The 12983-nt window shown below is 72.3% G+C and carries 10 protein-coding genes; 7 read left to right on the forward strand and 3 right to left on the reverse strand.

All coding sequences use genetic code 11. The annotated features are described in order from the left end of the window. Positions 1-158 precede the first annotated feature (158 nt). The 6 genes from GXW83_RS29320 to GXW83_RS29345 all read left to right on the forward strand — a co-directional run bounded on the left by GXW83_RS29320 (position 159) and on the right by GXW83_RS29345 (position 8604). A complete protein-coding gene (locus GXW83_RS29320) occupies positions 159-893 on the forward strand; it encodes a response regulator transcription factor (protein WP_182446059.1) in 735 nt (244 codons plus the stop codon). After that, complete coding sequence (locus GXW83_RS29325) at positions 890-2041, forward strand: ATP-binding protein (protein ID WP_182446060.1); 1152 nt, start codon at positions 890-892, stop codon at positions 2039-2041. The genes GXW83_RS29320 and GXW83_RS29325 overlap by 4 nt, the downstream gene beginning before the upstream one ends. Before the next feature lie 307 nt (positions 2042-2348). Continuing rightward, on the forward strand, positions 2349-6218 hold the full coding sequence (locus GXW83_RS29330) for a multifunctional oxoglutarate decarboxylase/oxoglutarate dehydrogenase thiamine pyrophosphate-binding subunit/dihydrolipoyllysine-residue succinyltransferase subunit (protein WP_182447632.1): 3870 nt from the start codon (positions 2349-2351) through the stop codon (positions 6216-6218). A 119-nt stretch (positions 6219-6337) separates the two neighbouring features. Beyond that, positions 6338-6517 carry a DUF6104 family protein gene (locus tag GXW83_RS29335; RefSeq protein WP_182446061.1) on the forward strand — a complete coding sequence of 60 codons (180 nt, stop codon included), beginning with the start codon at positions 6338-6340 and terminating at the stop codon, positions 6515-6517. Between the two features lie 96 nt (positions 6518-6613). Then, positions 6614-7537 (forward strand): DUF4097 family beta strand repeat-containing protein, encoded by a 924-nt coding sequence (locus tag GXW83_RS29340; RefSeq protein ID WP_182446062.1) that lies wholly within the window; start codon positions 6614-6616, stop codon positions 7535-7537. After that, positions 7534-8604: a PadR family transcriptional regulator gene (locus GXW83_RS29345; RefSeq protein ID WP_182446063.1), complete on the forward strand. Its 1071-nt coding sequence runs from the start codon at positions 7534-7536 to the stop codon at positions 8602-8604. The genes GXW83_RS29340 and GXW83_RS29345 overlap by 4 nt, the downstream gene beginning before the upstream one ends. A 75-nt stretch (positions 8605-8679) precedes the next feature. Here GXW83_RS29345 and GXW83_RS29350 read toward each other — a convergent pair whose 3' ends face one another. The 3 genes from GXW83_RS29350 to GXW83_RS29360 form a co-directional block, all read right to left on the reverse strand. Next, complete coding sequence (locus tag GXW83_RS29350; RefSeq protein ID WP_182446064.1) at positions 8680-9324, reverse strand: TetR family transcriptional regulator; 645 nt, start codon at positions 9322-9324, stop codon at positions 8680-8682. A 118-nt stretch (positions 9325-9442) separates the two neighbouring features. After that, positions 9443-10402 (reverse strand): zinc-binding dehydrogenase, encoded by a 960-nt coding sequence (locus tag GXW83_RS29355; protein ID WP_182446065.1) that lies wholly within the window; start codon positions 10400-10402, stop codon positions 9443-9445. A gap of 133 nt (positions 10403-10535) precedes the next feature. Beyond that, positions 10536-11732, reverse strand: a complete 1197-nt coding sequence (locus GXW83_RS29360) for an NADP-dependent malic enzyme (protein WP_304940977.1) — start codon at positions 11730-11732, stop codon at positions 10536-10538. Positions 11733-12388: 656 nt separating this feature from the next. Between GXW83_RS29360 and GXW83_RS29365 the strand changes: the two genes are divergently transcribed. Next, positions 12389-12961, forward strand: a complete 573-nt coding sequence (locus tag GXW83_RS29365) for a CGNR zinc finger domain-containing protein (protein WP_182446067.1) — start codon at positions 12389-12391, stop codon at positions 12959-12961. Positions 12962-12983: the final 22 nt, after the last annotated feature.

Consider the following 12983-nt stretch of genomic DNA (forward strand, 5'->3'; position numbering starts at 1 on the left):
GCGAGGGGGGCAGCAGCGACGGGTCGCTCCGGCGGCCGCGGACGCAGAGACGACAGACGCAGTTCAGACGCAGGCATTCGCAGTTCAGACGCAGATCGGACCGAACACAGCGGGACCGGGCGGCTCCGCGCCGGGCCCGGGAGCCCTGGGGGCGTGGCATGACCGTGACAGATGTTCAGCAGCAGGAGCCCGGTGGAGCCGGCGGTCAGCGGCGGGTCCTGGTCGTGGAGGACGAGCCCACCATCGCCGAGTCCATCGCCGCCCGCCTGGGCGCGGAGGGATTCCGGGTCACCATGGCCCACGACGGGCCCACCGCCGTCGACACCTTCCAGTCCTGGCAGCCCGACCTGGTGATCCTCGACGTCATGCTGCCCGGCTTCGACGGCCTGGAGGTCTGCCGCCGGATCCAGGCCCACCGGCCGGTGCCGGTGCTGATGCTGACGGCCCGTGACGACGAGACGGACATGCTGGTCGGCCTCGGCGTCGGCGCCGACGACTACATGACCAAGCCGTTCTCCATGCGCGAACTCGCGGCCCGGGTCAACGTCCTGCTGCGCCGGGTGGAGCGGGCCCAGCTGGCCGCCCGCACCCCGGTCAGCGGCACGCTGCGGCTCGGCGACCTGGAGATCGACCACGTGCAGCGCCGGGTCAGAGTCGCCGGCGGCGACATCCACCTCACCCCCACCGAGTTCGACCTGCTGGCCTGCCTGGCCCAGCAGCCGCGCGCGGTGCTGACCCGGGAACAGCTCCTGGCCGAGGTCTGGGACTGGACCGACGCCTCCGGCACCCGCACCGTCGACAGCCACGTCAAGGCGCTGCGCCGGAAGATCGGCGCCAACTGGATCCGTACCGTGCACGGTGTCGGCTACGCGCTGGAATCCCCGACGCCGTGACCCACCCGCACCGGACCAGCCCGCCCGACCAGGCCGCCGAGCGCGAGCGCGGCCTGCTCGCCCGACTGGCCCGCAGGATCTGGGCGGACCTGCGCCCGCTCGACCCGCTGCGCTCGATCAAGGCCAAGCTGGCGATCCTGGTGATCACCTCGGTGTGCATATCGACGCTGATGGTGGTCCTGGCGCTGAACTCGGACACCCAGATCCGGCTCATCATGATCTTCTCGGTGGTCGCCTCGCTGCTGATCACCCAGCTGCTCGCGCACGGCATGACCGCCCCGCTGCGGGAGATGACCGCCGCCGCCCGGGCGATGGCGGCCGGGGACTACAGCCGACAGGTCCGGGCCACCTCCCGGGACGAGGTCGGCGAACTGGCCACGGCCTTCAACACCATGGCGGCCGATCTGGAGGCAGCCGACCGGCAGCGCCGCGAGCTGGTCGCCAACGTCTCGCACGAGCTGCGCACCCCGATCGCGGCGCTGCGCGCGGTGCTGGAGAACGTGGTGGACGGCGTGGTCCAGCCGGAGCAGGCGACCATGGCCGCCGCACTGGAGCAGACCGAGCGGCTGGGGCGGCTGGTGGCCCACCTGCTGGACCTGTCGAAGATCGCGGACGGCGTGGCCTCGCTGGACGTCCGCAGCTTCGAGGTCGAGCCGTTCCTGGCCGGGGTGCTGCGCGGGCTGACCGTGGACGGCTCCACCTCCGGCGGCGCCAGCCGCCGTCGGCGCGACGTCTCGCTGGAGCTGGACGTCGCGGACGGGCTGACCGCCGTCGCCGACCCGGAGCGGCTGCACCAGGTGGTGGCCAACCTGGTCGACAACTCCTGCCGGCACAGCCCGGTGGACGGCACGGTGACCGTCCGCGCCCGCACCGACGCCTGGGGGGCGCACGGCCCCGGCGGGCTGCTGCTGGAGGTGGCGGACCAGGGCCCGGGCATCCGCCCGGAGGACCGGCACCGGGTGTTCGAGCGGTTCAGCCGGGGCAGCGGGCCGACCGCGCAGGGCCCGGGCAGCGACGGCGGGACCGGCCTGGGCCTGGCGATCGCCCGCTGGGCGGTGGATCTGCACGGCGGCACGATCGCGGTCGCCGACTCGTCCCAGGGCTGCCTGATTCGGATCACGCTGCCCGGCCAGAGGCTGCCCCAGTGATCAGCCGGGCGGCGTCGGTGATCGCCGGGCGGCGTCAGTGATCAAGAGCACTCCCTTCGGGACACTCTGCGACAAACTTGGGACAAACGCCGGGGGAACGCCGCCCGACCCGGAAACGACGCACGGCTCGCCCCGATTTGTCATACTTTCCTGAGCGAACAGCTACTCGTTATGCCCCTTCACGACCGATCCCTAACATCGATTTCGCGCCAAACTCGCCCCCGATACTGTGATCTGGGCGACGACCGGCGGCCGGGACCTGCGCAGACAGGCGTAAGGGGCGTAGCCTTGGCATCCGCTGTCCACCATTCATAAGGAAGCGGAAGAGGGCGGTTGCCGCCGTGTCGCCACAGTCCCCCATACCTCGACCAGCTCGACTGCCACGGACCCCGGTCCCGGGGCCGACCCGTCAGCCGGGTTCGGCCCCAACGAGTGGCTCGTCGACGAGATCTACCAGCAGTACCTCCAGGACCCGAACTCCGTCGACCGGGCCTGGTGGGACTTCTTCGCCGACTACCAGGCGGGTGCCACCGCCGGAACCGAGGTGACGGCGGCCCCGGCCCCCGAACCGACCTCGGCGCCGGCAGCGGCCCCCGCGGCGGCGCAGACTCCCGTCGCCCCGCCCGCGGCCGCACCGGCTCCGGCCGAGGCCGCGCCCGCCCCGGCAGCACCCCCGGCACCGGCGGCCACGGTGAGCGCTCCGCGCCCCCCGCTTCCGCCCGCGCCGACGATCCGCCGCGCGCCCTCCACTCCGGCCGAGCAGGCCGACGCCCCTAAGGACAGCAAGAACGTGACGTCCCCTGTCGCCCCCGCCGGTCCCGAGCTGATCGCCCTCAAGGGCCCCTCTGCACGGATCGTGGCGAACATGGACGCCTCGCTCACCATGCCGACCGCGACCAGCGTGCGCGCCGTCCCGGCGAAGCTGCTGATCGACAACCGCATCGTGATCAACAACCACCTCAAGCGGGCCCGGGGCGGCAAGGTCTCCTTCACCCACATCATCGGCTACGCCATGGTGCAGGCGATCAAGGCGATGCCCGCCATGAACCAGGGCTTCCAGGAGAAGGACGGCAAGCCCTTCCTGGTCAAGCCGGAGCACGTCAACCTCGGCCTGGCCATCGACCTGACCAAGGCCAACGGCGACCGGCAGCTGGTCGTCGCGGCCATCAAGAAGGCCGAGACCCTCGACTTCTTCGGCTTCTGGCAGGCGTACGAGGACATCGTCCGCCGCGCGCGCCAGAACAAGCTGACGGTGGACGACTTCTCCGGCGTCACCTGCTCGCTGACCAACCCGGGCGGCATCGGCACCGTCCACTCGGTGCCGCGGCTGATGCCCGGTCAGGGCACCATCCTCGGCGTCGGCTCGATGGAGTACCCGGCCGAGTTCCAGGGATCGTCCCAGGAGACCCTGTCCCGCCTGGGCGTGTCCAAGGTCATGACGCTGACCTCGACCTACGACCACCGGGTCATCCAGGGCGCGCAGTCCGGCGAGTTCCTCCGCAGCATGCACCAGCTGCTGCTGGGCGAGGGCGAGTTCTACGACCGCATCTTCGAGTCGCTGCGCATCCCGTACGAGCCGGTGCGCTGGGCCACCGACGTGGACAACAGCCACGACAACGAGGTCAACAAGACCGCCCGGGTCATGGAGCTGATCCACTCCTACCGGGTCCGCGGCCACCTGATGGCGGACACCGACCCGCTGGAGTACAAGCAGCGCAAGCACCCCGACCTCAACGTCCAGGCGCACGACCTGACGCTGTGGGACCTGGAGCGCGAGTTCGCCGTCGGCGGCTTCGCCGGCAAGGCCATGATGAAGCTGCGCGACATCCTGGGCGTGCTGCGCGACTCGTACTGCCGCACCATCGGCATCGAGTACATGCACATCCAGGACCCGAAGCAGCGCCGCTGGATCCAGGCCCGGGTCGAGCGCGGCAACGACAAGCCCGAGCGCGAGGAGCAGCTGCGCATCCTGCGCCGGCTCAACGCCGCCGAGGCGTTCGAGACCTTCCTGCAGACCAAGTACGTCGGCCAGAAGCGCTTCTCGCTGGAGGGCGGCGAGTCCGTCATCCCGCTGCTGGACGCGGTGCTGGACTCCGCCGCCGAGGCGCGGCTGGACGAGGCCGTGGTCGGCATGGCCCACCGCGGCCGGCTGAACGTCCTGGCCAACATCATCGGCAAGTCGTACGCGCAGATCTTCCGGGAGTTCCAGGGCAACCTGGACCCGACCTCCATGCACGGCTCCGGCGACGTCAAGTACCACCTGGGCTCCGAGGGCACCTTCACCGGCCTGAACGGCGAGACCATCAAGGTCGCGCTGGCCGCCAACCCCTCGCACCTGGAGGCGGTGGACCCGGTCGTCGAGGGCATCGTCCGCGCCAAGCAGGACATCCTGGACAAGGCCGGCGACTCCTTCGACGTGCTGGCGATCCAGATCCACGGCGACGCGGCCTTCGCGGGCCAGGGCGTGGTGGCGGAGACGCTGAACATGTCGCAGCTGCGCGGCTACCGCACCGGCGGCACCGTGCACCTGGTGATCAACAACCAGGTCGGCTTCACCGCCGCCCCGGCCGCCTCGCGCTCCTCCACGTACTGCACCGACGTGGCCCGCATGATCGAGGCCCCGATCTTCCACGTGAACGGCGACGACCCGGAGGCCGTGGTCCGCGTCGGCCGGCTGGCCTTCGAGTTCCGCCAGGCGTTCAACAAGGACGTCGTGATCGACCTCATCTGCTACCGCCGCCGCGGGCACAACGAGGGCGACAACCCCTCGTTCACGCAGCCGCTGATGTACGACCTGATCGACAAGAAGCGCTCGGTGCGCAAGCTCTACACCGAGGGCCTGATCGGTCGCGGCGACATCACCCTGGAAGAGGCCGAGCAGGCGCTCAAGGACTACCAGGACCAGCTGGAGAAGGTCTTCGCGGAGGTCCACGAGGCCGACACCACGCCGACCCCGACCATCAGCGAGCGGCCCAAGGCCGAGTTCCCGGTCGCGCTGAACACCGCCATCTCGCAGGAGGTGGTGAAGCGCATCGCCGAGTCGCAGGTGGCGCTGCCCGAGTGGTTCACCGTCCACCCGCGGCTGCTGCCGCAGCTGCAGCGGCGCGCGGCCATGGTCGAGGACGGCACGATCGACTGGGGCATGGGCGAGACCCTCGCCATCGGCTCGCTGCTGATGGAGGGCCACCCGGTCCGGCTGGCCGGCCAGGACTCCCGCCGCGGTACCTTCGGCACCCGGCACGCGGTGCTGGTCGACCGGGAGACCGGTGAGGACTACACCCCGCTGCTCTACCTGGCCGAGGACCAGGCCCGCTACACCGTCTACGACTCGCTGCTGAGCGAGTACGCGGCCATGGGCTTCGAGTACGGCTACTCGCTGGCCCGCCCGAACGCCCTGGTGGCGTGGGAGGCCCAGTTCGGCGACTTCACCAACGGCGCCTCCACCATCGTGGACGAGTTCATCACCTCGGCCGAGATGAAGTGGGGCCAGCACTCCGGCGTGACGCTGCTGCTGCCGCACGGCTACGAGGGCCAGGGGCCCGACCACTCGTCCGCCCGCATCGAGCGCTACCTGCAGATGTGCGCGGACAGGAACATGACCGTGGCCATGCCGACGCTGCCGTCGAACTACTTCCACCTGCTGCGGTGGCAGGTCCACAACCCGCACCACAAGCCGCTGATCGTCTTCACCCCGAAGTCGATGCTGCGTCTGAAGGCCAACAACTCCAAGGTGGAGGAGTTCACCAGCGGCGGCTTCCGCCCGGTGATCGGCGACTCCACCGTGGACCCGGCCGCCGTGCGCAAGGTCGTGATCACCTCCGGCAAGTTCTACTACGACCTGGAGGCGGCCCGGACCGAGCGCGGCATCACCGACACCGCGATCGTCCGCGTCGAGCGGCTGTACCCGCTGCCCATCGCCGAGCTCCAGGAGGAGCTGCAGCGCTACGGCAACGAGGTGCAGTACGTCTGGGCCCAGGAGGAGCCCTCCAACCAGGGCGCGTGGCCGTTCATCGCGCTGAACCTGGTGGACCACCTGGACGTGGTCGTCGGCCGCAACGCCAACGGCTCCCGGCTGCGCCGCGTCGCCCGCCCGGCCTCCTCCGCCCCGGCGGTCGGCTCGGCCAAGCGCCACGCGGTCGAGCAGGCCCAGCTGGTCGAGGACGTCTTCTCGATCTGATCCTGGTTCCCCCCGCCGTACGGCGAAGGCCCGGGCGCCCCTCCCCACCAGGAGGGCCCCGGGCCTTCGCCGTCGCCGCACCCCCACCCCCTACCACCGTCACCCGTACCGGAGAGCGCATGTACTTCACCGACCGAGGCATCGAGGAGCTGCAGAGCCGTCGCGGCGAGGAGGAGGTCAGCTTCGACTGGCTGGCCGACCGGCTGCAGGAGTTCGTGGACCTGAACCCGGAGTTCGAGGTCCCGGTCGAGCGGCTGGCCACCTGGCTGGCCCGGCTGGACGACGAGGACGAGGAGTAGCACGCGGCTTGACTTCCCAGCGACGCGATATATCGTGAATACCAGAAGACGCGATACATGACGCGTCCTCTCGCCTTCGCATTCGGGGAGTCAGGCATGTCCGAGCAGTGGACCATCGACGCACCGCAGAAGCTCACCCTCGACCAGGACGTCCGGCGGCTGCGCGTGCGCACCGTCGCCGGCGAGGTCAACGTCGTCGCCGCCGAGGGGCCCGCGCGGCTGGAGGTCAGCGAGATCGAGGGGCCGCCGCTCAGGGTCGTCCTGAAGGGCGGCGAGCTCACCGTCTCCTACGAGGACCTGGCCTGGAAGGACTTCCAGTGGAAGGGCCTGTCGCACGTGATCGGGCTGTGGCGGACCAAGCGGCGGGCGGTGGTCTCGCTGGCCGTCCCGGCGGGCACCACCGTCGAGCTGGGCTCGGCCTCCTCCGAGACGGTCATCTCCGGCATCACCGCCCCGGTGACCGTGCACAGCGCCAGCGGGGCCATCACCCTGGTCCGGCTGGCAGGCAAGGTCGAGGCCAACAGCGCCTCCGGCAACGTCCAGGCGCAGTCGGTCTCCGGTGACCTCAAGGTCAACACGGTCTCCGGCGAACTGACCGTCTTCGAGGGCGCCAGCGGCCGACTCAAGGCCAACTCGGTGAGCGGGGCCATGACCCTGGACCTGGCCCACGACAACGCCACCGACGTCAGCCTGAACAACGTCTCCGGCGAGGTCGCGGTGCGGCTGCCCGCGCCGACCGACGCCAAGGTGAACGCCAACACCACCAGCGGCGACATCTCCAGCGCCTTCGACGAGCTGCGGGTCGGCGGCACCTGGGGCGCCAAGCAGATCACCGGCACCCTGGGCGCCGGCACCGGCACCCTGAAGATCACCACGGTCTCCGGCTCGGTCGCGCTGCTGCGCCGCCCCGCCACCGAGGACGACGCCCCGGCCGACGCGCCGCTCGCCCTCGACCCGGCCGACGGCATCGACTTCGGCAAGGACGACAAGGTCGACACCGACCAGGAGGACCAGGCATGAGCCCCGTATTCGCGCACGGCCGACTGCGGCTGTACCTGCTCAAGCTCCTGGACGAGGCCCCGCGCCACGGCTACGAGGTGATCCGGCTGCTGGAGGAGCGCTTCCACGGCCTGTACGCGCCCTCCGCCGGGACGGTCTACCCCCGGCTGGCCAAGCTGGAGCAGGAGGGCCTGGTCGCGCACACCGTCGAGGGCGGCCGCAAGGTCTACCGGATCACCGACGCCGGGCGCGCCGAACTCAGCGACCGCGCAACGGAGTTGGACGCCCTGGAGGCGGAGATCCGGGACTCCGTCTCGCAGCTCGCCGACCAAATCCGGGAGGATGTCCGCGACTCCGCGCAGGATCTGCGCGAGGAGATGCGGCGGGCCGCCAAGGAGTCCAAGCGGCAGACCAAGAACACCTCCAAGGGCTGGGGGCCCGACCCGGTCTGGGGCGCCGAGGGCCCCTGGCCCGGCATGGACAAGGAGGCCTGGCAGCGCGCCAAGGAGGAGTGGCGGCAGGCCAAGGAGCAGGCCAGGGAGCAGACCCGGCAGGCCAAGGAGCAGGCCCGCAGCGCCCGCGAGGAGGCCCGGGCCGCCCGCGAGCAGACCCGGGCGGTACGCGACCAGGTCCGCGCCGAGGCGCACCGGGTCGGCGAGCAGATGCGCGCCCACGCCAAGAACGGCGACTGGCCGACCGGCCTCGCCGAGGGCCTGGCCGAGCTGACCCGCACCCTCTCCGGCCTGGCCGACCCGGCCCGCTGGGGCGCGTCGGCCGAGCCCGGGGCGCAGTCGGGCTCCGACTGCCGTGGGCAGGGCGCGGCGCGGACCGGGGAGCGGACGGCGGCCGAGCGGGTGGACCTGGACCCCGACCGGGTCGATCCGGACAAGGACGGAGCAGCCCCGGAGCCCCTGCCGGACTGGGCCGAGACCGACGCGTCCGGCGATCCGCTGCGCGAGCTGCTGGGGCTGCTGGACCGGTTCCGGGACGAGGTGCGCGACCACGCCCGGGACGAGGGCGTGACGCCCGCCGCCCTGGCCCGGGCCCGCGCGGTGCTGGCCGCCGCTGCCCGCAGGCTGCGCGACTGACGCCGCCGCCGGACCCGCACGAGGACGCCCCCGCCGAAACGGCGGGGGCGTCCTGCGGTGCGTCCGGCCTGCGCCTCAGGCGGGCACGCGCTCCCGGTCGGCCGCCCGCAGCGCCTCCACCATGGCCGTCACGCCATGGCACAACGCCTCCTCCGGGCTCTCCCCGGCGGCGCGGCGCCCGGCCGCGGCCCTCGCCGCTGCCCGCGAGGCCCCCGGGTGGTGCGCCAGGCGGGTGGCCCCGCCCTCCCCGGCCGGTCCTGGCCCGGACTGCTCCTCGGCCGTCCGGCCCAGGACCAGGGCGATGAAGGCCCCGGCCGCGCGCGAGGCGTGCACCAGGCCGAACCCGGCCTGGTGCAGCACCACCACGGTCCGTTCGAAGCAGGCGCCGAGCGAGCCCGCGCGGCGCAGGTCGGCGCCGAGCGCCAGCCGGGCGCCGTCGGTGTGCGCCAGCAGTTCCCGGCGCAGCACCTCGGCGGTGTGCAGCAGCCACTGCGGCCACTCCCCGGGCTCGACCGGGGGGTCGAGATCGGGCAGCGAGGGGGCGAGCATGAGGTCCGTCATCCGGTCCATCAGCGCCCGCCTGGTGGTGAAGTGCCGGTACAGCGCCGGAGCCGGGACGTTCAGCTCCTGTGCGACCCGGCGCAGCGAGAGCCGCTCCAGGCCCTCCTCGTCCAGCAGCCGCAGGGCCGTGCGCGTAGCCAGGTCCCGGTCGATCGCCATCGTCTGCGCACTCCTGTCCCGCCGTGGTGCCCCCGACCGACGTCGGTCAGCTTATGTGTCAGGGGGGAACCGGGCAGCTCAGGACGCGCCGACGTCACGGCGTCACAGTGTCACGGCCTCACGGCCGCAGCACGATCTTGCCGAAGACGTCGCCCTCGGCCAGCCGGGCGAGGCCCGCCCGGGCCTCGGTGAGCGGCAGCACGCTGTCGACGACCGGCCGCAGGCCGGTGTTGGCGCAGAACGAGAGCAGCCCGGCCAGCTCCTCCTTGGTGCCCATGGTGGAGCCGACGACCCGCAGCTCCAGGAAGAAGATCCGGGTCAGCTCGGCCGGCGGGTTGGGGCCGCTGGTGGCGCCGGAGATGACGATGGTGCCGCCCGGGCGCAGCGACTTGACCGAGTGCGACCAGGTGGCGGCGCCGACGGTCTCCATCACCGCGTCCACCCGCTCGGGCAGCCGGGCGCCGCTCTCGAAGACCGCGTCCGCGCCCAGCTCCAGCGCCCGGGCCCGCTTGGCCTCGTCCCGGCTGGTGGCCCAGACCCGCAGCCCGGCCGCCCGGCCGAGGGCGATCAGCGCGGTGGAGACGCCGCCGCCCGCGCCCTGCACCAGGACGGTGTCGCCGGGCTTGACCCCGGCGTTGGTGAACAGCATCCGGTAGGCGGTGAGCCAGGCCGTGGGCAGGCAGGCGGCCTGCTCGAAGGAGAGCTCGGGCGGCTTGGGCAGCAGGTTCCAGGTCGGCACGGCGACCCGCTCGGCGAAGGTGCCCTGGTAGCGCTCGGTGAGGATGGACCTCGGCTCGTCCGGCCCGACGCCGTGGCCGCTCTGGCCGACGACGGAGTGCAGCACGACCTCGTTGCCGTGCTCGTCGGTCCCGGCCGCGTCGCAGCCGAGGATCATCGGCAGCCGGCCGGGCGGCAGGCCGACCCCGCGCAGCGACCACAGGTCGTGGTGGTTCAGGCTGGCGGCCCGGACGGTGACCACGCTCCAGCCGGGGCGTGCCTCCGGCTCCGGGCGTTCACCCAGCTCCAGCCCGCTGAGCGGGTCGTCGGCGTCAATGCGGGCGGCGTAGGCAGCGAACATGGTCCGACCCTAGGGCGGTCGCGCCGCCGGGCGGAACGGCGGCGCGGTGTGACATACGTCCGGTGGCGTCCCGCGCGGACGCCGTGCCCGCCGGCCGGGCGGGGCCGCGACCCCCGCCCGGCCGGCCCGGGCGTCAGAGCCGGGCCACGCCCTCGGCGCGGGCGGCGGCGGCGACGGCCCGGGTGACCGCCGGTGCCACCCGGGCGTCGAACGGGCTGGGGATGACCTGCGCGGCCGTGAGGTCGTCGCCGACCAGGCCGGCCAGGGCGTCGGCGGCGGCGATCTTCATGCCCTCGGTGATCCGGCTGGCCCGGACCTGCAGCGCCCCGGCGAAGATGCCCGGGAAGGCCAGCACGTTGTTGATCTGGTTGGGGAAGTCGCTGCGGCCGGTGGCGACCACGGCCGCGTACTTGTGCGCGACCTCCGGGTGGACCTCGGGGTCGGGGTTGGCCATGGCGAAGATGAAGCAGTCCTTGGCCATGGTGGCCACCGCCTCCTCCGGGACCGTCCCGCCGGAGACGCCGATGAACACGTCGGCGCCGGCCAGCACGTCCACCAGCGACCCGGCCAGGCCGCCGCGGTTGGTCAGCTCGGCGATCTCGCGCTTGACGTCGGTCAGGTCGGTCCGGCCCACGTGCACCGCGCCCTGGCGGTCGCACAGCACCACGTCGCCGATGCCCGCGCCGACCAGGATCTTGGCGATGGCGATCCCGGCCGCGCCCGCACCGGAGATCACCGCGCGCAGGTCGGCCAGGGTGCGGTCGGTGAGCCGGGCGGCGTTGCGCAGCGCGGCCAGGGTGACCACGGCGGTGCCGTGCTGGTCGTCGTGGAAGACCGGGATGGACAGCGCCTCCTGCAGGCGGCGCTCGATCTCGAAGCAGCGGGGGGCGGAGATGTCCTCCAGGTTGACCCCGCCGAACGACGGCGCCAGCCGCACCACGGTCTCGACGATCTCGTCGACGTCGGTGGTGGCCAGCGCGATCGGGACCGCGTCCACGCCGCCGAACTGCTTGAAGAGGATCGCCTTGCCCTCCATGACCGGCAGCGAGGCCTCCGGGCCGATGTCGCCGAGGCCCAGCACTGCGGTGCCGTCGGTGACCACGGCGACCACATTGGACTTCCAGGTGTAGTCGTTGACCAGCTCCGGGTTGTCGGCGATCGCGGTGCAGACCCGGGCCACGCCGGGCGTGTAGGCCAGGGACAGGTCGTCCGCGTCGCGCACCGGCACAGTCGCAGTGATCTCCATCTTGCCGCCGCGGTGCAGCGCGAAGGCAGGATCGATCGGGTCCTGGTCGTTCAGGGGACGGGGGCTGATGATCTCGGCTGCCACGATGACCTCTTCGTCGTCGTTCGTGGAGGCCGCCGCCGCGCGGGAGCGGCGTCGGCCTCGCATTGAGGGTGGGTTGAGCTGTGGTGTCTCCGGTCGGTGCCGCTCCCGACACTAGCCGGGGCGCTGCTGCCGCACCGTTGTCTTTTCGTCCGCGCAACGAGCCCTTCACTCGCCCGACGCTCGTTCGATCCGCCCGCACAGACGGAGGGACACGCACTCGTACGAGCGGGGCCAGCAGAAGGGTCGCCCAACGCACTCGAGGGCGGCTTGGGACAGGTGGTGCGGCCGAGCAGGCGGGACTGGATGGTGCCTCGGCTCCGGAGCCTGTGTGACGGCTTCCGGTCCTGCGCACCACCCGGATCGGTCCCGATCCGGTGGCCTGCTCATGCGACGGGGGTCACCCGTTACCGGATTTTGGCACAGAACCCCCGCCGAGCGGGAGCCGGGGGCTGACATGTCCGGATTCCGGCGGTCTGCGCCCACCCGGCCGGGGCCCGGCGGAACCGCTCTGGAACACTGTGGCCCGGCTTCGGCTCCGGTCCCTCCACAGTGGGGACCGGAGCCGAACGACGCCGCAATGCAACGCCCTCGTAATACCCTTGTGTCATGGTGGGTCATTACCGACCGCGCCCCGGCAGATCATCGAGGGACATCCCGTGGAACTGGCCTCCTATGCGGACATGGCCGTGCGCCTGGTGAACACCGAGGAGCCCGCCCGGCACCGGGACGGGCTGACCACGGTCGAGGCGGTCCGGGCGCTGTTCGGCCGGGGCAGCCGGGGGCTGCGGCTCGCCGACGAGTCCGACCTGCCCCGGCTGCGCTCGGTCCGGCTGCGGTTGCGGGCCGTCTTCGAGTCGGCCGCCGAGGGCGACGAGTCGCGCGCGGTGAACCTGCTCAACGAGCTGCTCACCGAGTACCCGATCAGCCCGATCATCTCCGGTCACGGCCTGCTGGACGACGGCGGCCGGCCGCAGTGGCACCTGCACATCGCCGAGAACGCCAACACCGCCACCGCGCTGTACGCGGCCGTGGCCGGGATGGGCCTGGCCGTCCACCTGACCGAGCAGGGCGTGGACCGGCTCGGCATCTGCCAGGCCGCGCCCTGCCGCAACGCCTACCTGGACACCTCCACCAACCGCTCCCGCCGCTACTGCTCGGACCGCTGCGCCACCCGGGCCAACGTCGCCGCCTACCGCGCCCGCAAGCGCGAGGCCGCCTCGGCGCAGTAGCGCCGGGCTCCGGCCGCGGGGC

It is taken from the genome of Streptacidiphilus sp. PB12-B1b (assembly GCF_014084125.1).
Lineage (GTDB): Bacteria > Actinomycetota > Actinomycetes > Streptomycetales > Streptomycetaceae > Streptacidiphilus.